The organism is Kribbella sp. NPDC056861 (genome assembly GCF_040687575.1).
Taxonomy (GTDB): domain Bacteria; phylum Actinomycetota; class Actinomycetes; order Propionibacteriales; family Kribbellaceae; genus Kribbella.
In genome coordinates, this window is sequence record NZ_JBFBNQ010000010.1 from 57,631 (window position 1) to 82,358 (window position 24,728).

General features: G+C 68.3%; 13 protein-coding genes. 9 read left to right on the plus strand and 4 right to left on the minus strand.

Annotation, left to right across the window (positions count from 1 at the left end; translation table 11 throughout):
* Positions 1–619: 619 nt before the first annotated feature.
* From AB0P21_RS39390 to AB0P21_RS39430, 9 genes are all read left to right on the plus strand, one after another.
* Complete coding sequence (locus AB0P21_RS39390; RefSeq protein ID WP_363704464.1) at positions 620–769, plus strand: DUF6372 family protein; 150 nt, start codon at positions 620–622, stop codon at positions 767–769.
* Between the two features lie 140 nt (positions 770–909).
* The gene (locus AB0P21_RS39395) at positions 910–1,437 is read left to right on the plus strand and encodes a hypothetical protein (RefSeq protein ID WP_363704293.1); all 528 of its coding nucleotides are present in this window, start codon (positions 910–912) and stop codon (positions 1,435–1,437) included.
* Between the two features lie 165 nt (positions 1,438–1,602).
* Positions 1,603–3,960 (plus strand): hypothetical protein, encoded by a 2,358-nt coding sequence (locus AB0P21_RS39400; protein WP_363704295.1) that lies wholly within the window; start codon positions 1,603–1,605, stop codon positions 3,958–3,960.
* Between the two features lie 264 nt (positions 3,961–4,224).
* Positions 4,225–4,524 (plus strand): hypothetical protein, encoded by a 300-nt coding sequence (locus tag AB0P21_RS39405; RefSeq protein ID WP_363704297.1) that lies wholly within the window; start codon positions 4,225–4,227, stop codon positions 4,522–4,524.
* A 135-nt stretch (positions 4,525–4,659) separates the two neighbouring features.
* Positions 4,660–5,583, plus strand: coding sequence for an alpha/beta hydrolase (locus AB0P21_RS39410; protein WP_363704299.1), 924 nt, complete (start codon positions 4,660–4,662; stop codon positions 5,581–5,583).
* A 417-nt stretch (positions 5,584–6,000) separates the two neighbouring features.
* Positions 6,001–6,213, plus strand: a complete 213-nt coding sequence (locus tag AB0P21_RS39415) for a hypothetical protein (protein ID WP_363704301.1) — start codon at positions 6,001–6,003, stop codon at positions 6,211–6,213.
* Between the two features lie 318 nt (positions 6,214–6,531).
* A complete protein-coding gene (locus AB0P21_RS39420) occupies positions 6,532–14,232 on the plus strand; it encodes an amino acid adenylation domain-containing protein (RefSeq protein WP_363704303.1) in 7,701 nt (2,566 codons plus the stop codon).
* Positions 14,229–14,981: an alpha/beta fold hydrolase gene (locus AB0P21_RS39425; RefSeq protein WP_363704305.1), complete on the plus strand. Its 753-nt coding sequence runs from the start codon at positions 14,229–14,231 to the stop codon at positions 14,979–14,981. The genes AB0P21_RS39420 and AB0P21_RS39425 overlap by 4 nt, the downstream gene beginning before the upstream one ends.
* Positions 14,978–18,850 (plus strand): amino acid adenylation domain-containing protein, encoded by a 3,873-nt coding sequence (locus tag AB0P21_RS39430; RefSeq protein ID WP_363704307.1) that lies wholly within the window; start codon positions 14,978–14,980, stop codon positions 18,848–18,850. The genes AB0P21_RS39425 and AB0P21_RS39430 overlap by 4 nt, the downstream gene beginning before the upstream one ends.
* 3 nt (positions 18,851–18,853) lie before the next feature.
* On the opposite strand, the gene AB0P21_RS39435 is transcribed toward AB0P21_RS39430, so the two are convergent.
* From AB0P21_RS39435 to AB0P21_RS39450, 4 genes are all read right to left on the minus strand, one after another.
* Positions 18,854–19,900 (minus strand): class I SAM-dependent methyltransferase, encoded by a 1,047-nt coding sequence (locus AB0P21_RS39435; protein WP_363704309.1) that lies wholly within the window; start codon positions 19,898–19,900, stop codon positions 18,854–18,856.
* Positions 19,901–20,009: 109 nt separating this feature from the next.
* Complete coding sequence (locus AB0P21_RS39440; RefSeq protein ID WP_363704311.1) at positions 20,010–21,299, minus strand: cytochrome P450; 1,290 nt, start codon at positions 21,297–21,299, stop codon at positions 20,010–20,012.
* Between the two features lie 202 nt (positions 21,300–21,501).
* Positions 21,502–23,274 carry a BTAD domain-containing putative transcriptional regulator gene (locus AB0P21_RS39445; protein ID WP_363704313.1) on the minus strand — a complete coding sequence of 591 codons (1,773 nt, stop codon included), beginning with the start codon at positions 23,272–23,274 and terminating at the stop codon, positions 21,502–21,504.
* A gap of 78 nt (positions 23,275–23,352) precedes the next feature.
* A complete protein-coding gene (locus AB0P21_RS39450) occupies positions 23,353–24,642 on the minus strand; it encodes an MFS transporter (protein ID WP_363704315.1) in 1,290 nt (429 codons plus the stop codon).
* Positions 24,643–24,728 lie beyond the last annotated feature (86 nt).

The following is a 24,728-nucleotide window of genomic DNA, read 5'->3' on the forward strand; positions in this document are numbered from 1 at the left end:
GCTCGGCAGCAAGCTGCAACGGCGTAGGGATGCAGTGCGGCTTTGGCCGCCCCGTACGCGACTCGCCCTGAGCCGCGAAAGGCCGACATCGAGGTAATGAACAGCACTCGACCACACGCTGCCGTACAACTGGTTGACACCACCCGCGCCGTATGGCTCAAAGGCCTGCCAGCTTGGCAACAGCCGAACCACCGTCTGTTCCGACGCCCCTCCACGCGATCCTCAACCTCAACGGCAACCAACACCAAGGCTGCTATCTGCACATAGCCGAGTCCATCCTTCAACAGCGGCACTCCGAGCGTCCGGCCCGCTTCGCAGTCGACTCACCAGCCCCGGGCGCGGAGGCCATCCAACGCCTGGCGAGCAGCGGTAGCGTCACTCTCCCCGAGGAAATCGATCTTGAGCTTGACTGGGGCGAGGCACTAGCATCGCTACCCGGCCTCGAACTCGAATACGAACTCGCCCAGCACCGTCGAATGCGCACAAGAGGCATCTCCGCCGCCTACGCCCTCGGCCATGACAACCCACGCGGCATCCGTCAGGTGGCCGCTCAAGTCCTCGAAGACTCTCCGCACCTGCATCTGTCAGATGATCGTGGATAGCTGACCCGAAGCATGGCCTGGCCGTCTTCTACCACCACGGTAAGAGCACCTGCCTGGAAGCGGCAGAAACCGGCCGCATCCTGCGAGCAGTCACCCTGGCCGATCCGCTGACACTGTGTGCGGCCTGCTACGCCGCGATCGCCCCGCTGGCCGACCTCCGCTCCTGACCGGCCACGAGAAGCGATCGCCGAAGACGGAGAACTACTCCAGGTTTCGATGTTCAGTCCAGCAGGCCCCCAGCCGCAGTGACCAGCCCCTCGAGCGACGTGCTCATCTGGGTGCCCCCGCGCTACGCCAGGATGATGAGATGCGCGAACGACTCGTCACTATGCCCACCTGGGCTCTGTTCCTGATCACGACGCTGGCCTTCTTGCTGCCCATGATCATCGCCGGCTTCTTCGGCGATTTGCTCACCAGGGCAGGGCTGATCTTCTTCGTGGCCTTCAGCCTCGTCTTCGGCGCCATCATGACCTTGACTCTCAAGCGGAGATTCCGCCGAGAACGCCGCGCAGTTGGCGACGTGCCGCCGGCCGTCGAGAATGCTGCTCACAAGGCGGTCATGCGCGGACCGGTACCGACCGATCCGGAGATCCGCGCAGCGACGCTGAAGCTGGCTGAACACCAACTGCAGATGATGATCAAATGGCGGCCGCTGGTGATCATCGGCTTCACCATCGCCGCCGTCGCCACGGTCGCCAGTGTGATCGCAGCCTCCGAAGCGCCATGGCGGCTGCTCGTCATCGCCTGCTACGTGCCGCTGATGCTCGCGCAGTGGTACGGGCCGAAGAAGCTGCGTCGGCGCATCCAGGAGTTGGCTGAACCTCAAGGGACATAATCCACAACAGCACACGAACTATCCTGCTTCACAGAGCGATCTTCGATGCAGGCTGGCTCACCACAGTGCACCTGATAGCGACACATTCGTTGACTGCACGACTGACTTGTGCACCGTGCCTGATCCAGAATGGGGCCGGGTAGAGGACTGAGACTGGGGGTTGGGGTGGGCGTCGAACACCGCCTGACCATCGGTTCGCACTGGGGGCAGGGAGCTGGCCGGGCTCGTTCGCTGAGCGATCTGAGCAGCGGGCTGGACGCGCTGCGGGCGGCTCGGGGGGTCGGGTTCCGCGAACTGCAGCGGCGGGTGACGGGGCTGCGCCGGGATCGGGGTGAGCCAGGGGTCGTCTACGACGTGATCTACCGCGCTCTGCAGCCAGGGCGCCGCCGGCTGGACGTCGATCTGATCGCTGACATCGCCGTCGCGGTCACTGGCGATCCGACGGCTGCCGGGTCGTGGCGCCGGGCCTACGAACTGGTCGTCGATCAGGTCAAGGATGCCCAGGTCGTCGATGTCGTCGCCGCACTGCCTACAGCACATCCGGAGTTCGTCGGCCGCGAGGTCGAGCTGGGCCGTCTGGGACAAGATGATGACACCGCCACTGTGCTCCTGGTCGACGGAATGCCCGGCGCTGGGAAAACCTGGCTGGTTGCACGTGCAGCCAGGAGGGCTTTGGGTGACCGCACAGATCCTGCAGTTGGGTCGGTGACTGGTGGCCAGGCCCCCTTTGTTGCCTGGGTCGATCTGCGCGGCTACGACCGTGATCGCCCGCCGGCGGATCCGGCCGCGGTGCTCGGAGAGCTACTGCGCCTGCTCGGCGTGCCGGTCGCGCACTTCGCCGGGCTCAGTTGCGAGGAGCGAACACAGCTGTTCCGCGAAGAGCTGGCAGACAGGCGCGCTGTACTCGTCCTCGACGACGCCGCCGACCGCGACCAGGTGCTGCCACTTCTACCAGGCAGCGCGAACAGTGTCACCTTCGTGACCAGCCGCCCCCGGCTGGGCGGTGTGCCGGGACACGCGCAAACGATCGGGGTCCTCCCGCCCGAAGACTCCGTCGAGATGCTGCACAGGTTGATCGGTCACGAACACCAAACGCACCAGCTCGTCAGACTTGCCGATGCGGCCGCGCACCTGCCGCTGGCCCTGGCCCTGATCGGATCCCGGGTCCGGGACAGACCCGATTGGACCTTGGCCGACCACCTCGACCGCCTTACCGAGAACGCTCGCCTGCTCCGGATCGAACCAGGCGTCGAACTCGCCCTCGACCTCTCCTACCAAGCCCTGAACGACACCTGCCGATGGATGCTGCGGACCCTGAGCCTGCAACCGGTACGACGAATGGACCTCGGCGCCTGCGCAGCCCTTGCCGGAGTTCGGCTCGACGACGCCGCCACACAACTGAAGACCCTGCAAGCAGCCAATCTGATCAGCCGCCTCGGTGACAACCGGATCGAACTGCACGACCTCGTCCGCACCTTCGCCTCGAACCGCTCACTCGACGACGACCCACCACAACAACGCGAAGCAGCCATGTTCCGGATGGCGACCTACTACACCGCGAAAGCCGACCAAGCCGTACAGCGCTTCAAACTGCCAGGTCTGGCCACCGGTGTCCCCCACGAACCAGTCACCTCCGACGGCGTCGAGATCGGGCCGATCGGCACGGCGCACGAAGCGCTGGCCTGGCTCCACGCGGAACGGAACACCTTCGTCGCACTCGCTCTGAGCGACCAACAGTGCACTGAAGGCCCGATCGCGCCGGTGCTGGCGCGAGCACTCAATTCGTATTTCTGGAGCACCGGCAGTCTCATCGATGCCGAGGTCGTCTTCAGCCGCGCGGTCCAGCACGCCACCGGAGCGGAGCGCGCCAAATTCCTGATGCTCCTGGCCGGCATGCAATCCGAACTGGGTCTGAACGATCAGGCCATCAAGAACGCAGTGGAGGTCGAGCAGTACGGGCAGGCCGAAGGCGATGCCTACCTGCAAGCCGGCGCCATGGTGAATCACGCCAGCTGCCTCGTCGACCTGGACCCGGACAAGGCCGGATTGCTCTACGAGCGGGCCCTGCTGATCGCCGACGACACAAATCGTCTCCACCTGCGCGCGTTGATACGGACCAACCTGGGGCGCCTGAGACTCCGGCAGGGACGTCTCGACGAAGCTATGCGCTGGTGTCGCGAGTCGCTCGAGTTGGGCGGTCAAACCGGCTACGCCGGCCGCGAGGGATTGGACGCCAGACTCGTGATCGCGGAGATTTTCGTGAGTAGAGGCCACATCGACCGAGCGTTCGAGCAAGCTCGGCAGGTGGTGATTGATGCCCGCAGTATCGCCTACGAGGACCTCGAGTTGGACGGGATGGTTCTCACCGCGCGGATTCTGCTCCGTCGCGATTCGCCCTACCGAGCGCTGTTCCTGCAAGTACCGCTACGGCGCCTGGTCCGAGAGAATCAGGGACCAGCCGATCTGGCCAGGCTCGACCAGGACCTAGCCAACACATGGACACAACTGCGTGAGCCGAGGTGACACGGCCGCCGCCTCATCAGCGTTGATCGTGCCAGCGCAGCAACTAACGGGCAACAAACGATGGACGAGAGCGGTCATCCCAGCGCCGTGTCTTCGGGTGCAGAAGCACAGCAACTGCCACTTCGTCACCAAAGTCCTCGCCCCCGCCCGCTGTAGACGTTGACCGCCGAGGAGTGATCGAGGACCGGCGAACTCTTGACCAGCGGAGCCTTCTGGCCTCGACCTCGCTGGTCGAATACATCGGCGTGAAATCGCTGATGACGAATGTTGAGGCTTGTCGTCGTCGACGACAGGGCGTCGGCCGCCGATGCGGCCTGCGGTGCGGGCGGAGTCGAGGCCGTTCTTCGTCCTCCTCACGATGTCGTGGCGCCTATCTTCGGCAAGTGCGAGGACCAGGTCGAGGATGAGGGAGCGTTCGGTGTGCTCGCCGGCGGCGACGCCGTCCAGGACCTAGACCTCGATGCCGCGTTGGAAGAGGTCGTCGAGGACGATCAGCTCTTCGAGGTGGGTCGCGTACAACGGTGCCGCCGTCCTCGGTCACGGCCAGGAGAATCATCCACATGATGCGGGGGATAACCCCACCGCGCTCGCTGGTCCCAGCACCACCGCCAATAGACATGCCAAACGGATCGTGCGGGCAGCCGGGATCTCGAATGATTGAGCAGACACGGCCCACCCCCTGCTCTCGAAGGATCACTCATGTCCCACACTCCCCGCAGACATCGGTCCACGTACCGTGTGCTGTCGTCTCTCGCCGTGCTGACCCTGGCTGCGGGCGCCGCCACGGCATGCAGCAGCAACGACTCCTCGTCCAGTTCCTCGGCCTCTACGTCCGCCTCTGCGGGGACCGGCAAGGCAGCCGAGGCGAAGCTGCACATGGTCGACAATGACGGTCACCGCCTGGCCTTCTACGCCATCCAAGGCAGCGGTTCCACCATCGTCCTGGACTCGGGCGGCGGCGAGTACTCCTCGCAGTGGAAGGACATCGCCCCCAAGGTTCACGCGGCCACCGGCGCCACCGTCATCACCTACGACCGGGCCGGCCTCGGCAAGAGCGACGTGGTGCCCGGCGCGTGGAAGGTCCAGAGCGCCGTCAGTGACCTCAAGGCGGGCCTCAAGCAGTTGGGCATCACCAAGGACGTCACCCTGGTGGCCCACTCCCAGGCCGGCGAGATCGCGAACAACCTCGCCCAAGACGATCCGGAGATGCTGTCCGGCGCGGTGCTGGTCGACGCCAACCTCCCTCAGTTCTTCACCGACGAGCAAATCCCCCGCCTCGTCGCCGCGACCCAGCCGGACGTCGACGCAGCGAAGAAGGACCCCGAGAAGCCGGCCAACCGCCAGCTCATCTCCACCGCGGAGGGCTTCGCCGAAGCACACCAGGCCTTCCACAAGGTGGTGTGGCCCACCTCGGTGCCCGCAACGGTCATGGTCTCGGAGAAGACCCCGTTCGCAGCCTCTCCCCCGGACGCCCAGCACTGGCGTGATGCGGCCGCCTCATTCGTCAAGGAAGCACCCAACCGGACGCTCGTCACCGCCAAGGGCACCTCCCACGAGGTGCCGACAGAACGCCCCGACCTCGTACTCAAGGCGATCGAAGACAGGTTCGCCGCACAGCACTGATCCCAACGGCACCGGCGGTCTTGCAGACCAGATCCGGACCGCCCGGTACCAAACAAGTAAGTGGCCGGTCGGACGACCGTACGCCGTCCAACCAGCGGGCACAGCGCACCGGCGGTGAGGCTGTGGCGGCCGAGCAGGCTCAGGTTGTACCTAGCCTGTCCGGAGTTCTCGCACCGCCACCTACACAACGAGGGTCAGCAACTGTGGGCCAGCGCTGCGGTGGCGAGGGATCACGAGAGGTGGGGCCAAGAAAAGTTGGCGGCTGACCGGATCGCCGATGCCTTCGCAACCACGGCGGGGTCAGCGAGTACTGGGGATGAGTCGGCCAAGACGATTCGCTTCGCGTTGGACCTTCCGTGGAGCCCCGGAGCAGTGCACAGTGATCCTTCGATTACCCAACGGTGCAAGGGAAAAACCATGAAGCGTTTGACCGCAATCGTTGCCGGGCTGGGGCTGTCCATCGGCTTGGCAGTCACCACCGCACTGCCGAGCGACGCCGCCGCCCGGCGGTACGGCCCGTTCAGCTCGATCGAAAGATGTGAAGGAACGCTGGCCGCCGTGCTCGACGCCGGGTTCACGTCGGGCGGTTGCTACGAGCAAGACGGGCAGTGGTACTTCAAATTCTGGTGAGTGACGCTCGCTGGGACAACTGCGTGGTCAGGGACAAGCTCCACCACGGGCCAGCTGCCCCAACTCGGAACCAGGCACGAGAGATCAACGCGGATTGCTGTCGGAACCGAACCTCCAGCCGACCTTCAGTGCGCCGGCACCGAGGAGATCCAGTACTGAAACGACTCCTGGGCGCGGTGACCACCGGCGACCGCGGCCCTGTGTCCGGCACAGCGGCTCCGGTCGGCCTCGCTCGGGAGGGTACCTGGTCGGAGCCAACTATTTCGTGCTGGTTTGATCGGTTCCGCCGGTAGCGATTCGGTGCCAGCATGGGCGACCGTGTTGCCGACAGCAGCGGTTCATGACGTCCTGCGCGAGCAGGCCCGGCGGACACCCGATCGCCTGGCCGTTTCGTTCCTCGCGGATGGGGAAACGGAGTCGGGCCGGTTCAGCTACGCTCAGTTGGCCGAGCGCGCCGACTCGATCGCCGCCGCGCTGATGGACAAGGGCGTTCGCGGTGAACCGGTGCTGCTGCTGTACCCACCGGGGCTGGACTACGTCGCTGGATTCTTCGGTTGTCTGGCGGCCGGGGCGATTGCCGTACCGCTGTATCCGCCCACGCCCGGCCGGGTGGCGCGGACGCTGCCGCGGCTGGCTGCGGTCGTCGCGGACTCGCGGGCCCGGCTTGCACTGACCACCATCGAGGTCGATCGTCTGCTCACCGAGCACACACAGGGATCGGCGGAGCTTTCCGGGCTCAAGTTCCTGCGGACGGATCTTCCGCTGGAGCCGGCTGGTGCGGGCCGGCGGTCCGGCCTGGGGCCGGCATCGGAGATCGCCTATCTGCAGTACACGTCAGGGTCGACCGGCGATCCCAAGGGCGTCATGGTCGGTCACGGCAACCTGATCGACAATTGCGCCGCGATGGCCCGGGCCTGGCAACTCGGGCCGGACAGCCGGATGGTTTCCTGGTTGCCGTTGTTCCACGACATGGGCCTGATCGCCGGGCTGCTGCTGCCCATCCACAGCGGGTTCCCGCTTCAACTGATGCCGCCGGCCGCGTTCGTGCAGAAGCCGGTCCGGTGGCTGCGGGCGATCGACGAGTTCGGCGCGACGTTCAGCGGTGCGCCCAACTTCGCCTACGACCTGTGCGTGGACAAGGTGACCGAGGCCGATCGGGAGACCCTCGACCTGTCCGGCTGGGAGACCGCGTTCAACGCCGCCGAGCCAGTGCATGCCGCCACCTTGCGACGGTTCACCGCAGCCTTCTCCTGGTCGGGGTTTCGGCGTGAAGCGCTCAGCCCCAGCTACGGTCTGGCCGAGGCGACCTTGATCGTCACCGCGGGCAGACCGGGGACGAGAACGACGACGCTGCAAGTCGACGCCGACGCGCTGGCGGCCGGTCGGCTGCTCCCGGCCAACGGGTCCGGCGCCCGGCGCGAGCTGGTCAGCTGCGGACAGCCGATCGACAGCGGTGAGGTCGCGATCGTCGACCCGGAGACGCGGGCGGAGGTGCCGGACGGGGAGCTCGGCGAGGTCTGGGTCCGGGGCGCGACCGTGACCGGCGGCTATCGGGATCGCCTGGACGCGACCGCCGAGGTCTTCGGCGCCGTGACCACGTCGGGTGCGGACGGCTACCTGCGGACCGGCGATCTCGGCTTCCGGCACGAAGGCGAGCTGTATCTGGCGTCGCGGCTCAAGGACCTGATCATCGTGCGCGGCCGCAACTATCACCCGCAGGACCTGGAGCACGCGTCGGAGCGCAGCCATCCGCTGGTGCGACCGGGAGGTGCAGCCGCGTTCAGCGCGGAGCAGGACGACCGGGTCGTCGTACTCCAAGAGGTACGGCGCCCAGGCACGCCGGCCGAGTACGCCGAGGTGCTGCGGGCGATCCGGCTCGCCGTGACCGACCACTGCGATCTCCAGCCCGACGAGATCGCGCTGGTCACCAAGGGCCAGTTGCTCAAGACGTCCAGCGGCAAGATCCAGCGCAGACTCTGCCGATCCCGATACGACGAAGGCGCGCTGGACGTGGTGGCGGTCGACACGGTCAGCCCGGCACTCGTCGTACCGGAGGCCGAGGCGGGGGCAGAGGCGGAATCGGTCGGGGCATGGCTAGCCCGGGAGTGGCCGTCCCTCGCCGCCGAGCCACGAGTCCCGTTCGTCGCACTCGGACTGGATTCGCTGCGCGCGATGCAGCTGAGCCACGCGCTGCACCAGAACTTCGGCCTGGTGGTGGACCACAGCGTCCTGCTGGATCGCTGTACCGCCGCGGATCTCACGGCCGTCACGGTCAAGTCTTCCCTGGAGCCACGCCCGGTCGAGGCCGATGCGAGTGAGCTCTCCGCGGGGCAACGATCACTGTGGTTCCTGCATCAACTCGCTCCGGACAGCCCGGCCTACAACCAGATCTTCGCCGCGACCGTGCACCGCCGCCTGGACCCGGCCGCACTGCAACAGGCACTCGACGCGCTCACCGATCGCCACGCCGTCCTGCGAACCACGTACGACGTACACGACGGCGTACCGTTCGCCCGGATCGCGGAGCGTGGAGCGGCTCTCGTCACGCGGACCGATGCAGCCGAGTGGACCGACGATCAGGTCCGGGAGCGCCTCGACGAGGTGGTACACACGCCGTTCGACCTGGCCGACGGGCCGATGCTGCGCGTCGAGGTGATCGACCGGCGACCAGGCGAATCGCTGCTGATCCTCTGTGTCCACCACATCGCCCTCGACTTCTGGTCGCTCGGTCTGCTGATCGAGGAGCTCACCACTCGGTACGGCGATGTGGTCCGCGGTGAGGCGCTGCAGATTCCTGCGCCACCACCTCGCCCGGTGCAGCTGCAGCCCGGGCGGACCGAGATCGCCTGGCAGTACTGGAGCCAGGTGCTGGCCGGCGATCCACCGGCCCTCGACCTGCCGGTTGCGCGGCGTCGGCCGCCGGTGTTCAGCAACCGCGGATCGGCCTGCTCGGTGCCGATCGACGCCGAGTTGACAGCCCGGTTGCGGGCCTTCGCGCGGGACGAGAACGTCACGCTCTACACCTTGCTGCTGACCGCGTTCCAGGTGTTGCTGCACCGGTACAGCGGGCAGGACGACTTCGTGGTCGGGACGCCCTCCTCCGGGCGGACCGACGCGACCGTCGCCGAAACGCTCGGGTACTTCGTCAACATGGTCCCGCTGCGAGCCCGGTTCGGCGCGGCCACGACGTTCCGGGCCGCCTTGGCCGCGACCCGCGAGTCGGTGCTCGGCGCGCTGGCCCATCAGGAACTGCCGTTGTCCGAACTCGTCGACCGGCTCGGTGCGCACCGCGACGCGAGCCGGGCGCCGCTGTTCGACGTGGCCTTCCTGGTCCAGCAGCCGCATCGCGACGACCTGGGCCAGCTGGCGAGGTTTGCGCTCGGCACCGACGGCGGCCGGCTGCGGCTCGGCGAGCTGGAGTTGTCGTCGCTGGAGGTCGAGCAGCGACTGGCCAGGTTCGACCTGGAGCTGTGGATGGTGCCGGAAGGCGATCAGCTGCTCGGGTCCCTGCGGTACTGCACGGATCTGTTCTCCGCCGCGACCGCCACTCAGCTCCTGGAGCACTACGCGGTTCTGCTGGAACGGCTCCTGGACGAGCCGGACCAACCGGTGGACGCCGTACCGCTGCTCACCGAGGAACAACACGCGGTGATGGTGCAGAACTGGAACGCGACCTCCACGCCGTACCCGTCCGACGTGTGTCTGCACGAGTTGTTCGAGGCCAGTGTGGACCGTGCTCCGGATGCCGTCGCAGTCGCCGGGCCGGGCGGCACGCTGACCTATGCCGAGGTGGAGGACCTGGCGAACCGGATCGCACACCGGCTGCTGGACCGCGGTGTCGAGCCGGGCGACAAAGTCGGCCTGGTGCTGGACCGGACCCTCGCGATGGTTCCCGCGCTGCTCGGCGTGCTGAAGGCGGGCGCGGCCTATGTCCCCGTCGAGCCTGACCACCCGACGGCCCGTACGGCGGCGACGTACGAGCGTCTCGACGTCCGGACCGTGCTGACCGACAGCCACCACGTCGATCGGGTCGCCGCGCTGCCGAGCGTGCGCGAGGTGATCGCCGTCGACCGGCCGCTGGACGGCCCGGCCGGCCGCCCGGGCCGGCGATCGGCGCCCGGCGATCTGGCCTACGTGATCCTCACCTCCGGCTCCACCGGCGAGCCGAAGGGCGTCGCGGTCGCCCATCGGCCCGTGGTCAACACGATCGACTGGGTCAACCGGCGCTACGGCGTCGGCCCGCACGACCGGGTCCTGTTCGTCACCTCGTTGTGCTTCGACCTGTCCGTGTACGACGTGTTCGGGCTGCTCGCCGCGGGTGGGTCGATCCGGGTCGCGTCGACGGCCGAGACCACGGACCCGCAGGCGCTGCTGGAGGTCCTGCGCACCGACGGCATCACCTTCTGGGACTCGGCACCCGCCGCCCTGAACCAGCTGGCCGGATTCTTCGACGGGTCCGCGCCTTCGAAGGATCTGCGGCTGGTGTTCCTGTCCGGCGACTGGATCCCGGTGACGCTACCGGCTGCGGTCACCTCGGTCTTCCCGAACGCACTGGTGGTCGGGCTCGGCGGCGCGACCGAGGCCGCGATCTGGTCCAACTTCCACGAGATCGTCGCGGTCGAACCGGACTGGTCGAGCATCCCGTACGGCCGGCCGATCCAGAACGCCCGCTACTACATCCTCGACGATGCCGGTCATCCGGTGCCCGTCGGCGTACCGGGGCAGCTGCACATCGGCGGTGAGTGCCTTGCCCTCGGCTATGCGGGAGATCCCGAACTGACCGCCGACCGGTTCGTCCCGGACCCGTTCCGGACCGAGCCGGGCGCACGGATGTACCGGACCGGCGACCGGGTCCGCTTCGGCCCGGACGGCCGGATGGAGTTCCTCGGCCGGATGGACTCGATGGTGAAGGTCCGCGGCTTCCGGATCGAGCCGGGCGAGATCGAGACGCTGCTCGCCCGGCTCCCGGAGCTGCGCCAGGCGGCCGTGATCCCGTTCGGCGAGCGCGCCGACCAGCGGCTGGTCGCCTATGTGACGCCACGGCAGCAGCCGGACTCGGGCGAGTCGACCGACACCTGGGCCAGGATCTTCGACGACGTGTACGGCGACCAGCCCGCCGCGGACCCGGCCTTCAACCTGGCCGGCTGGATCGACGGACACACCGGTCTGCCGTTCCCGGCCGCGGAGATGCGGGAGTGGGTCGAGACCACGGTCGCGCGACTGCAGGACCTGGCCGGTCCCTCGGCCCGGGTGCTGGAGATCGGCTGCGGCACCGGGTTGCTGCTGTCGGCGCTGGCAGCGTCGAGTACGCAGTACGTCGGCACCGACATCTCCGCGGCGGCCCTCGGCCTGATCCGCGACAATCTGTTGCCCTCGGCCCCTGAATTGACCGGCAAGGTCGAGCTGCTGGAGCTGGCCGCCGACGGACTGGCCGAGCTGGCCGGGCGACGCTTCGACCTGATCGTGCTGAACTCGGTCGCCCAGTACTTCCCGGACGCCGACTATCTGGTCGAGGTGCTCCGGAACGCCGCAGCGCTGCTGGCTCCCGGTGGCGCACTCTTCGTCGGGGACGTCCGCAACCTGGCCACCGAGAAGGAGCTGCGTGATTCGGTCCAGCGCAGCCGCGGCACACCGGCGGCGGAGATCGCGACCCGCGCCGCGGCAGAGTCCGCCCGGGAGCGGGAACTCCTCGTCCACCCGGACCTCTTCACCGAACTGGCCGCCATCGAGCCCGCGCTCACCGCAGCCCAGATCCTCCTCAAGGCCGGCCACCACCGCAACGAACTGAACACCTTCCGGTACGACGTGGTGCTGCACTCGGCCTCGGACGCGACCGCGACGACCCCGACCTCGGTTGACTGGACCTGGGACGGCGAGTCCGTCGACGCACTGGCCGACCGACTCGGCCGGTCTCCCTCCGCGGTCCGGGTCGCCGAGATCGCCGACGCCAGATTCACCACCCCGGACGAGACCGCATCAGCAGTCGCACTCGATCCGGCGCACGTCTGGGAGCTGTCGGGGCGCTGGTCCGACCGCGAGGTTGCGGTGACCTGGCCGAGATCAGGACGGACCGGCCGGTTCGACCTGTTGGTCTCCGCGCCGGGTGCGACACTCCCCCAGTCCGATTCGAACTCGGTAGCCGGTCCCGATGAGCGCCGTACTGATTGGTCGGTGTTCACCAACTCTCCGGCGCACGGCGAGCCTGCGGCCGGACTGATCGCGCGGCTTCGACACGAGCTGCGCCAAGTTGTGCCCGACTACATGGTGCCGAGTGCTTTCGTCGTACTGCCTGACGGGCTGCCGGTGACGGCGAACGGCAAGCTCGATCGGGCGGCCCTGCCGGAGCCCGCGGACGTGCGCGCCGGGGTCGCCGCCGAGTTCGTGGCGCCCGACGATGCGGTGCAGACCGCCCTGGCCGAGATTTGGTGCGAGGTGCTCGGCGCCGATCAGGTCGGGATTCACGACCGGTTCTTCGAGCTCGGCGGGGACTCGATCCTCAGCATCCAGGTGGTGTCCAGAGCGGCGGCGCGTGGGCTGGCGCTGGTGCCCCGCGACCTGTTCCGGTTCCAGACCGTCGCCGAGCTGGCCGATGCCGTCCGGGCCAAGACTGCCGGGGACGGCGTCACCACTGATGACGAGGTCCTCCGCGACGAGCCGGACGACGACACGGACTTGATGTTGCTCCCTGCCCAAGACTGGTTCTTCGATCAGCGGTTGGACCGTCCTGGACACTTCAACCAGTCGTTCCTGTTCGAGGTCCAAGGCCGGCCGGTCGACCCGGCGGAGGCCGAGCAGGCCGTTCAGGCGGCGTTCGGGCAGCATGAGGCGCTTCGGCTCACCTTCACCTCCGACGACGGTGGCTGGAAACAACAACTTGGTGAGAACACGGTGGTAGTGACCAGGGTGGTCAGCGACGGGGACTGCACCGACCTGGCCGACCGGGAGAACGAGCTCCTCGACCTGACCGCCGGGCCGCTGGCTCGCGTCGTACTACTCTGCCGTCCGGACGGATCGGGATGCGACCGGATCCTGCTGGTGATCCACCATCTCGTCGTCGACGGAGTGTCCTGGTGGGTCCTGCTGGACGATCTGAGCGCCCAACTGGACAACCCGGCCGCATCACGGGCCACAGCCGGTACGTCGTACCGTCGTTGGAGCAGGGCTCTGCAGCGACACGGCCGGGAGCTTGCCGACCAGGTGCCGGTCTGGCAGCGGCTACTCGGAGCCGGGGGTGACCCGATCCTCGACCGCCGGACCGGCCGGGAGGACGAGGGGCGGACCGTCGGCCGGAACCTGACCACCGCCGAGACCGACGATCTGTTGCTCAGGGCAAACACTGCCTACCGCACCCACACCGACGAACTGCTCCTGGCCGCCTTCGCGATCGCTGTCCGCGAGTGGGCCGGGTCGACCCGGATTCGGCTCGATCTCGAAGGCCACGGCCGCGACGTCCTGCCCGAGGTCGACGTCACCCGCACCGTCGGCTGGTTCACGACGTTCACCCCGCTGCTGCTCGACCTGACCGGGACCGCCGACGACCAGCAGGTGCTCACTACGGTCAAGGAGCAGCGCCGAGCGGTGCCTGGTGGGCCGGCCGACTTCGGGTTGCTGAGCCGCCGTCCTGAGGGCGCACCGCTGCGCGACCTCGCCGCGGCCGACGTCGGGTTCAACTATCTCGGCCGACTGGACCAGCTCGGCGGTGACCGGTTCCGGCTGCTCCCCGGCCGCGGTGGCCGCTGGCGGGCGCCGTCCAACCGCCGGCCGTACCCGCTGGAGGTGAACTGCCAAGTGCTCGGTGGCCGGTTCGAGTTCACCCTGACCGGTGACTCGGACGAACTCGACGTACTGGCCGACGGGTTCGCCGGGGCTCTGCGCCGGGTGATCGCCGGCTGTCTCGCTCCGGACGCCGGCCGACCGACCCCGTCGGACTTCCCGATGGCCGATCTGGACGCGACCTCGCTGGCCGCGGTGCTCGCCCAGTTCGGCCGACCCACCCAGCAGGAGGACGAGTCCCGATGAGTACGACGTACCGGACGCCCTGGTTGCACCTGTCGCCGGGCGAGGAGGGCCCGCAGCTCGTCTGTGTGCCGTATTCGGCCAAGGGTGCGTCGCAGTTCAGCGGCTGGCCCGAACTGCTCGAGCACCGGACGGCGCTGGCGGCGGTCCAGCTCCCCGCGCGGGAGGAGCGGCTGACCGAGCAGCCGATCGCCAGGATCGACGAGTTGCTGGCCGGGCTGGTGCCGGCGCTGCTGCCCTGGATCGACCGGTCGTTCGTCCTGTTCGGGCACTGCATGGGCGCCCTGATCGCGGCCGAGCTCGCGACGGCCCTGCGCCGTGACCACGACCTGGAGCCGGCCGCCCTGGTGCTGTCCGGTGCGATCCCGGCGTGGCAGGACACGTCCCGATTCGATCTGAGCGACCTGACCGACGCGGAGCTGATCCGCAATCTGCGCGGCAGCGGCGCACTCCAGCCTCGGATGCTGGCCGAGCCCGCCCTGCTGACCTTCATGCTGCCCGCGACCCGCGCCGACTCCGCCTTGTGCGACGACATTCGAGGCCGGGGCCGTCCGGACAGTCCCGCGCTGAGCTGCCCGCTCGTGCTCTGCGCGGGCCGGGACGACAGCCGGTTCGAGCCCAAGTCGATGCTCGGCTGGCAGGCTCTGACCACGGGGAAGGCTGACCTGCGGATCTTCGACGGCGACCACACCTTCCTGGACGCCGGTCCGGCCGCCGTCGCCGCAGTGGTCCGCGAGGTCCTGACAGCATGAGCCCGGTCGTCGACATCTACCCGCTGGCCCCACTGCAGCAAGGCCTGCTCTTCCACGCGCAACTCGAGCCCGACTCCGGCGCCTATCTGCAGCAGGTCACGCTCTCGCTGCACGGCAACGTGGCCAAGGACCGGCTGCGTACGGCGTGGTCCGCGGTGGTCGATCGGCACCCTGCCCTGCGCACCGGCTTCGTTGCGGCGAACCTGGACGACCCGGTCCAGGTCGTCGCCGCACCACCGTCGGTCCCGGAGTGGGCGGAGGTCGACTGGCGTGGTCTCGACTCGGCGACCGCGTTGCAGGAGTTCCTCGCCGACGACCGCCGCCGGCCGTTCTCGCTGACCGATCCGCCGCTGATGCGCCTGACCCTGGCACAGGTCGGCGATGCTGAGCACCTGCTCGTCTGGACCGTGCACCACCTGGTGCTCGACGGCTGGAGTCTGCCGCTGGTGCTTGCCGATCTCGCCGCGTACTACCGCGGTACCGACCCAGGTCCGGCGCCACGGCCCTTCCGCGACTTCGTCGGCTGGCAGCGCGAGGTCGATCTCACCGCCGCGAAGGATTTCTGGCGCACCGAGCTGGCTGGATTCGACACACCGACGCCGCTGCCGATCGGTACGCCGGAAGGCGCGTCCTTCGCCGAGGTGACGGTCTCCCGGCCGGTCGAGGCGTTGCAGGCGATGGCCCGGCGCGAGCACCTCACCCTGAACACCGTCATCCAGGGCTGCTGGGCGATCCTGCTCGGCATCCACGGCCGCACGGACGACGTCGTGTACGGCGCTGCCGTGGCCGGCCGGCCCGCCGAGTTGCCGGGGTCCGAGCGCATGGTCGGGATGTTCATCAACACCCTGCCGGTGCGAGCCCGGCTGGACGGATCGCAGCCGGTGGGCGACTGGCTGCGCGCATTCCAGGACCGCCAATCCGAGGCCCGGCAGTTCGACTCCACTCCGCTGACGCAGATCCAGGCCACTTCCGCCGTACCCGGTGGAACCTCGCTGTTCGAGACGCTGATCGGTGTGGAGAACTATCCGCTCGGTACCACGGACTTCGGCCCGCACCTGTCCGTCCGGTTGCTCGGTGGGCAGTTCTTCACGCACTACCCACTCACACTGCTGTTCGTCCCTTCGGAAGGCGAGCTGGGAATCCAGGCCCTCTACGACCAGCACCGGTACCAGGCGGCCGACGTACGGGCGCTGCTTGATCAGCTGACCGTCCTCCTCGACCAGGTCACAGCCGGGCCGGAGACCGAACTGCGACACCTGAAGCTCGTCACCGAGTTGCCGACGGCAACCGCAGTGGTTGCCGTGGTCAAGGAAAGTCTGATCGACCGGTGGGACCAGGTGGTCGCCGAGTACGGTGACGCGACAGCACTGGTGGACGGCGCGACCCGGTCGACCTACCGCGAACTGGACCGGCGGGCCCAGCAGGTCGCCGAACGGCTGAGTCACGAAGGCCGAGGCCGAGGCGATGTGGTCGGTATCTGCGCACCCCGGTCGGTCGAGCAGGTGGCTGCCGTCCTCGGGGTACTCAAGTGCGGTGCTGGGTATCTGCCGCTCGACCCGGACAATCCGCCGGATCGGCTGGCCTTCCAGATCGCCGATGCGGGCGTTGCCGACGTACTGCTGGATCCGTCCCTGGCGGAACGTTTTCCAGAACTGGCCACCACCGCGCTCCCGATCGACGGTGCGGGTCCTGCTGCACCGGTCCGGGACCGGCCGGAGCCGGATGATCTCGCGTATCTGATCTACACCTCCGGCTCGACCGGCCGGCCCAAGGGTGTGGAGGTGCCACACGGCAACGTCATTTCATTGCTCGATGCAACCAAAGACCTCTACGGTTTCGGCACCACGGACACTTGGACGCTGTTCCACTCGTTCGCGTTCGACTTCTCCGTGTGGGAGCTGTGGGGTGCGCTGGGGCACGGTGGACGGCTGGTGATCGTCGACTTCGAGACCAGCCGCGACCCCGAGCGTTTCGCCGGACTGCTGGCCGACCAGGGTGTCACGGTCCTGAACCAGACTCCGGCCGCTTTCCGGGGCCTGGCGGACAGCTTGCGATCCGTCGGCCGGTTGCGGCTGGTCGTGTTCGGCGGTGAGCCGCTCGATCCGGCCGGCCTGACCGGCTGGTTCGACCGGTTCGGCGCCGAGCAGCCGATGCTGGTGAACATGTACGGCATCACCGAGGCGACGGTCCACGTCACCCATCACCGGGTGCGGCCGGCCGAACCCGCATCGATCGGCCGGCCGCTGCCTGGCGTCGGCGTCGAGGTTCTCGATGCTCATGGCAACCAGTTGCCGGCCGGCGTGGTCGGCGAGCTGGTGGTGTCCGGGACCGGGATCGCCCGGGGCTACCGCAACCGGCCCGAGCTGACCGCCGAGCGGTTCCCGGAAGGCCGCTATCGGTCCGGCGACCTCGGCCGCTACCTGCCGGACGGGACGTTGGAGTTCCACGGCCGGATCGACGACCAGGTCCAGGTCCGCGGGTTCAGGGTTGAGCTGGGCGAGATCGAGTCGGTCCTGAGCCGGCATCCGGGAGTGGACGACGTCGTGGTCCGGGCGGCTGAGGACGGACGTCTCTCGGCGTACCTGGTGCCGGCGCGGGACTCGGCCGGCCCGGTCCGGCGGCTGCTCGCACTCCGGTCCGAGCCCGGTCTGGATCTGGCCGATCTGCCGACCGGTGTCACGGTACTGTCGGCGAACGCGTCCGAGACCGACTTCATGGGCCGGGAGATCTTTGCCGACCGCACCTACCTGCAGGCCGGGATCACGCTGCCGGACGGTGCCTGCGTCTTCGACGTCGGCGCCAACATCGGCCTGTTCGCGGTGTTCGTCGCCACCGTCTGCCGCGACCCACGGGTCTTCACGTTCGAGCCGCTGCCACCGTTGCAACGGCTGTTGCGGCGCAATCTCGACCTGCACGGCATCACGGGAGAGCTGCTGCCCTGCGGGGCCGGCCGGGAGACCACGTCCGCCGACTTCTCCTACTATCCCTACGCCACCGTGCTGTCCGGCCGGTACGCCGATCTGGGTGACGAGAGCGCGATGGTGAAAGCGTTCCTGACCAGCCAGCTCGAGGCTCAAGGAGTGGAACTCGACGACGAGGTGATCGACGAGCTGCTGATCGAGCGGCTGCGGACCGAGACGTACACCTGCTCGATCCGGCCGATCAGCGAGGTGATCGCCGAGTACGGCGTCGACCACATCGACCTGCTCAAGATCGACGTGGAGAAGAGCGAACTCGACGTACTGGCCGGGATCACCGCCGAGGACTTCGCCAGGATCGACCAGGTCGTCGTCGAGGTGCACGACAGCGCCGGCCGGCTCGACCAGGTGATCGGCCTGCTGCGATCGCACGGATTCGAGACCACCACCCTCCGGGACGCCCAGCTGACCGAGACGTCGCTCTACAACGTCTACGCCAGCCGGCTCGCGCCGCGGCCACAACCGTCCGCACCGGCGATCTGGCGTGGGGCGAACGCGATGCTGGCCGATGTCCGGGCAGCCGCCGCCCGCGATCTCCCGTACTACATGCTTCCGGAGTCGTGGACGTTGTTGCCCGCCCTGCCGCTGACCTCGAACGGGAAGCGTGACCTGGCCGCGTTGCCGGCGCCGGGCCAGAACGGGACGGAGGCGGGCTTCGTCCCGGTATCGACCGCCACCGAGCAGGCGATCGCGGCGATCTGGTCCGAGCTACTGGACCGTCCTGAGATCGGGGCCGCAGACAACTTTTTCGCGATCGGGGGGCACTCGCTGATCGCTGCTCGGGTGATCAGCAGGATCGCGGACAGCCTGGGGGTCCGGCTCCCGCTGGCCACGGTGTTCAGCCGGACGACAGTGGCGGAGCTGGCGGCGGCAGTGGACGAGGCCGGCTGATCATCAGGTGCGGCAGACGAACAGGCAGTTCTGGGCACGTGGCGACGCCATCAGCTCGACCTGGCTGAACCCGGCCTCGGCCAGCAGGCTGCCCGCGAGCTCGGTGCCCCACATCGCGCCGAGACCCGCGCCGTCGTCGTACCGGGACATCGGGGTGCAATAGAGCAGGCTGATCGCGTAGCACAGCGGTGCGAGTGGGTTGTCGAGGTTGTTCTCGAGCCGACTGGAGAAGTACGCGTCGACCATCACGAACACCCCGCCCGGCGCGAGCGCGGCCCGGATCCGGCGCAGTACCTCCGCAGGGTCGCGCTGGTCGTGGACGGCATCGAAGGCGAAGATGACGTCGTACGGGCGATCGACGGTCAGCGTCGCCGCGTCCGCCACCTCGAACGACACGTTGCCGGCTCCGAGTCGCACCCGCTCGGCCTCGGCGCGGCCGATCAGATCCGCGTCGATGTCCAGCCCGGTGAAGTCCGACGCCGTGAACGCGGTGCCCATCAGATTGACCGCATGCCCGGTACCGCAGCCGAGGTCGAGCACCCGGGCACCGGCGGACAGCCGCTCGGTCAGCCCCGGCACGGCGGCCAGGAACCCGTCGATCAGCTGGTCGTCGTAGATCCGCCGCCAGTTCTCGCCGGGATCGACGCCGACCGCCGCGAACCGCCGGCCGAACGTCTCCGGAGCCAGCCCGAGCCCGTCACCGAATCGAGCCTCCAGGTCCGTCAGCATCGCGCCGAGCCCCCGCAGGGTGGACGCCATCGGAGCCGCATTGGCCGCAGTCTCCCCGGTCAGCAGCCGGGCATGTTCCGGCGGCAGCACATACTCCCCCGTGGTCGCGTCGTACGCGAAGAAGCCACCGGAGACCATCGCCCCCAGCCACTCCCGGACGTACCGCTCATCCAGCCCGGCCCGCTCGGCGAGCCCGGCACTCGTCGCAGGCCCGACAGCCGCGGCCTCGAACAACCCGGTCCGATCACCGAGACTGATCAACAGGGTCAAAGCACCACCGGTCAAGGTGGCCAGCAACCGCTCACCAAAAGCGTCAGCCACCACAACCGGCCCCAGGATTCGTCACCCGCCCAGCATGCCACTGGACGCCGTACCCGGCGACGCCTACCTGAGACAACCGCCCGAAGGCTCCGTCCGCCGCTTTCGGTTCTTACTGCCTCCGCTGGAATGACGCGGTGAATCCCTTGGGGACCAGCAGATTGTGGAACTCCGGACCAACTGTGGCCGCGTCAGGGGCGGACACCTGGTAGTTCCTGGCCAGCCAGAACGTGGCCAAGGTGAGCTGGAGCATGCCCAGGTGCGTACCCACACAGACCCGCGGTCCCGCGCCGAAGGGTAGGTACGAGTGCCGCCGTGGAACCACTGTCGGGTCCAGCCAGCGCTCTGGGCGCAGCTCGTCCGGGTCGGTCCACCAGCGTGCGTCACGATGGATCAGGTAGGGGCTGAACATCACCTGATCTTCCGGTCGCAGCTCCCACTCCCCCAGCCTCGTGGGTTTCAAGGCCGTACGGCCCATCAGCCAAGTGGGGGGCCAGAGCCGTAGCACCTCCTTGACCACCGCCTCGGTCTGCGGCAAGGCGGAGAGCGGCGGGACACCCGTGCCTGCCCAGGCGTTCGCCTCAGCGGCGACCCGGTCCCAGAGATCGGGTCGAGTGGTCAGCATCCATACTGTCCAGGTCATCGCTGCGGCCGGAACCCCGAAGGCTGCCAGCAGGATCCCGCGGATCAGGCGCTGCACCTGCAGCTCGGACAGGCCGGGGACCGCGAGAAGTACGTCGAGCAGGTCGCGTGCCTCATCGGGCGCTGGTTCGGCGGCGCGCCGACGGATCCGTGCCGTGATGCTGTCGAGAGTGTGATCGCGAGCGCGCCGGAAGCGGCTGACCTTCCTGGACGGAAACCAGGCCGGGAACAACTGTGAACTGCCCGACAGCGGCTCGATCGCGGCGGTGTTCTCCGCGATCACCTCGAGCATCCCGTCGGCGTCGGGACCGAGGCAGAAGTCTGCGGTGGCCCGGCCGGAGAAGGATTCCATCGTCGTCATCACATCGACCGGTCGTCCGCCGGTGTCATCGAGCGTGTGCTCGAACAGCGCGCCCAGCCGGTCCGCGTGGGCCTGAGCAGTCGCGCGGTTGAGTCCGCGCCAGCCGGCGCGCCGAACCACCATCCACAGCTTGGCGGCCTCCGTACTGCGACCCGCGTCGAACCGGGTGGAGACCGCCGAACTGTCGCTGGAGAAGTCGCCGTTGGTCCTGGCCAGCAGTTCGTGCACGAGATCCGGGTCGAACACCACGATCGTGCGCTGGTCGAAGGAGAAGACGTCGCCGTACTCCGCCCTGGCACGCCGCAGGAAACCCATCCGGTCTCGGTCGTACTCCGCGGTGTTGCCCACCAGCAGGCGGCCCTGAGGTCCTGGCGGGCGCGAACTCGTCCTGGTACTCACCGTGTCTCCCTCCTCCTTCGGTGACAGGAACCCGGAGGCGAGGCAGGACGCCCCGCCCCCGGGGACGGCGTCAGTTCGCGATGTCCCAGTACGAGTAGAAGCCACCCATCCGGGTGTTGCCGAGCAGACGAGCGGTGGCGTGCCGGATATAGCGCATCGTGTTCCTCCAGGTGAGCGAGAGCCGAGGCTCGTTGACTGCTGCTCACGCTGACAGACGCCGCCTTCGAACAGCCTTCACACCGGTAACGCCGGATTCGAGAACCGGGAGCGCGCACTCCTCCGCGTAGGCAGCCATCAACTCCGACAGCTCGAAGTGATCCGGTCCGGTCCGGCGGAGCAAGTGCGCCTCTTCCAGCCGGTCGAGCGATGTCAGCAGTACGGCCCGCCGCAGCTTCGCGAGTTCGACCACGGCGGTCAGGGTCATCGAGTGACCCGGCTGCCGACCGAGCAGCCGAAACAGGCAGGCGGCGTCCGGCGGTAGAGCGTCGTACGAGCTCGCCAGCGAGGCGCGCAGACCGCGCTGCTGATCGTCGCCGAGGTCGAACATGTCCAGGACGTACGGGTGCCTTCGAAATTCGGCGAGCAGGTCGTCAACAGCGTCGTACCGGCTCCGTTCGGCGTGCTCGGCGATGACGGCCAGCGCCAACGGCAAGTGATCACACCACCGGGCCAGCTCGTCGGCGGCCGGACGGCTGCCGACCGGAACCGGGATCGAGCGGCTCAGGAAGGTTCGCGCCTCAGTGGGCGAGAATCCATCCACGGCAATCCGAACCGCGCCCTCGCGAGCGGTCAGGCTCCGCAACTGGCTCCGGCTCGTCACCAGCACTGTTCCGCTGCTGGGCAACAGCGGACGCACCTGATCGGCGTTCCGGGCGTCGTCGAGCACGAGCAGCAACTGTCGATCCGCCAAGGACGTCCGCAGTAGAGCGCCGCGGGCGTCAGTGCTGGAGGGAATCCGCCCAGCCTCGAAGCCGAGCCCCTGCAGCATCAACTCGAGAGCCTGACCACTGCTCAGCGGATCGCCAATCCCGTAGCCGCCGAGGTCTACGAACAACTGTCCGTCCGGGAACGCCTCGGCCACCCGATGCGACCACTCGAGAGCCAAACTGGTCTTCCCGACCCCGGGCGGTCCGCTCAGGGTGAGGCACAGCCCGCTCGGCTGCTGCGCCAGCGCCGCGTCCAGAGCTTCGAGGTTCTCGGCGCGACCCACGAAGCGCGGGACCTTCCGAGGCAGTTGCCTCGGAACACCACTACCTTCGGCTCGCGCCGGCGCTCCGTCCGCCGCGAGCAAGTCGCCGTGCAACGACCGCAGGTCCTGACTCGGCGCGACCCCCAGCTCATCGGCGATTCGCTGCCTGATGTCCTCATAACACGCCAGCGCCTCCGCCCGGCGCCCGCTTCGATCCAGGAGATCGATCAACCGCACCCACAGCGATTCGCGGAGTGGATACCTCTCGGCGAGGTCGCGCAGCTCCGTCACCAGACCGGCGTACCGGCCCTCGGCCAGGTCAACGTCGATCCGGCGCTCGAGGATCGACAGATAGGACTCCGTCAACCGCGGTCCCGCTGTGCTCTCGAGCAGTGCTGACGGCACTCCCTGGAGTGGTTCTCCTCGCCAGCAGGAGAGCACCTCGTCCAGTTCGACCGTACTCCGCGACGCCTTGGTTGCCTGCAGCAACATCATCGCATCCACCCGGGCGCCGGTGAGCCGATAGCCGCCGGAACCGGTCTCGATCCAGCCGCCTCCGATCAAGGCTCGGAGCCGGACCACCGCGACCTGCAGGCTGCGCCGCGGATCGGACGGCCGCTCGTGCTCCTCCCACACCGCGGCGATCAGGTCGTCGAAACCAACCACACTCGTCCGCAGCGCCAATGCCGCGAGCAACGATCGGAGCCGGCCGACCACCCGGACCTGCTGATCGTCCACCAGTACCTCGAACGGCCCCAGCAGCCGAACCTCCAGACCGACAGCCACTCCACCGACCTCCCCAGGATTTGGTCCCACGCCGTCAGACTCCGCCTAAGCCGGCCGGGCCCACATCGGGCATTCGCCCTAGTACGAGGTCCTTTCGGGCGATGCCTGCGCGACGCTGCGCAGCGTGCGGATCGGCGAGAAGAGGATCCACAGCGTCGCCGTAGCCAGGCCGGCAGCTCCGGCCACCATCGCGAAGCTGTTGCCCAGCTCGCTTGCCAGCAGGCCACCACCGAGCGCACCGACCGGAATCCCGCCCCAGGTGATCAACCGGTACGCCGCGTTGACTCGCCCCCGGAGTTCCGCCGGCGCCGCGACCTGCCGGATCGTGACCGCATGGGCGTTGGAGATTCCGATCCCGATGCCCATCACGAAGAACACGCCGAGCAGCAACTCGAACGCCCAGGTCCCCACCGGCCCGGTCAGCGCGGAGGCCAGCGGTGCGGTGTTGCCAAGGGCAAGCGCTACCAGCAGCACCTTGCCGTAGCTCCAGCGTGCGGTCAGCCGGCTGCCGAACCACGCGCCGGCGAACGAACCGGCACCTCCGGCCACCAGGATCGCGCCCACCCCGGCCGGTGAGATCGAGAGGTCGCGGACGGCGTACAGCATGAACCCGATGGTGAAGATCTCCTGGCAGACGTTGAAGGTCATCGCTCCGCCCAGCAGAGCGCGCAGGTAAGCGTTCGTCCACACCACCCGGAAGCCGGTCGCGACCTCACGAAGCGGTGACCGCGCGCTCCTGACCGGGACCTGTTCGATCACCCTGATCCGGCTCAGGCTGAGGGCCGACAGCAGGTAACTCACTGCGTCGACCGCCATCGCGACCGGCGCGGTCAACGCCTGCACCAGCACACCGCCCGCCCCGCGACCGCCGATCTCCATCGCTGACTGGGTAGCGGCGAGCTTGGCGTTCGCGTCGGCCAGTTGATGGACCGTGGTCACCGTGGGAAGGAAGGTGAAGTCAGCCATCTGATAGAGAACCGTGAGCACCCCGGCGCCGAAGACCACCACACACAGCAACAGCACGGAGGTCAGGTCGAGCCAGACCGAGACCGGGATCAGTGCGATCAGGACGAAGCGTCCCAGGTCGGCCCCGATCATCAACGGCCGGCGGCGGCTCCGATCGACGAGCAGGCCGATCGGCAGCGTCGCCAAGAGGAAGGGCAGGAACTGAGCTGCCCGAAGCAGTCCCAGCTCCCCCGGGCTCGCCGCCAGGGTGACCAGCGCGAGGAGCGGTAGCGCCAGCTCGGCAACCTCGGAGCCGAACGACGAGACCGCCGATCCCGTCCACAGCCAACGGAAGCCTCTACTGTCCCAGGCTCTCGTGGATACCTCGTCGGGCTCGTGTGCTGTTTCCTTGACTGCTGCCACTGCGTGACCTCTTCCACGATTCGGTGCCTGGTGGCTCCGTCGAGAGCACCGTGGCCGTAAACCGAAGTCCGCCGCATCGGGCATCC

Bases quoted from the DNA above. Each gene is read 5' to 3' on its own strand.
- AB0P21_RS39430 (WP_363704307.1), top strand. From the start codon at position 14,978: ATGAGCCCGGTCGTCGACATCTACCCGCTGGCCCCACTGCAGCAAGGC.
- AB0P21_RS39405 (WP_363704297.1), top strand. From the start codon at position 4,225: ATGTTGAGGCTTGTCGTCGTCGACGACAGGGCGTCGGCCGCCGATGCG.
- AB0P21_RS39395 (WP_363704293.1), top strand. From the start codon at position 910: ATGCGCGAACGACTCGTCACTATGCCCACCTGGGCTCTGTTCCTGATC.
- AB0P21_RS39415 (WP_363704301.1), top strand. From the start codon at position 6,001: ATGAAGCGTTTGACCGCAATCGTTGCCGGGCTGGGGCTGTCCATCGGC.
- AB0P21_RS39425 (WP_363704305.1), top strand. From the start codon at position 14,229: ATGAGTACGACGTACCGGACGCCCTGGTTGCACCTGTCGCCGGGCGAG.
- AB0P21_RS39410 (WP_363704299.1), top strand. From the start codon at position 4,660: ATGTCCCACACTCCCCGCAGACATCGGTCCACGTACCGTGTGCTGTCG.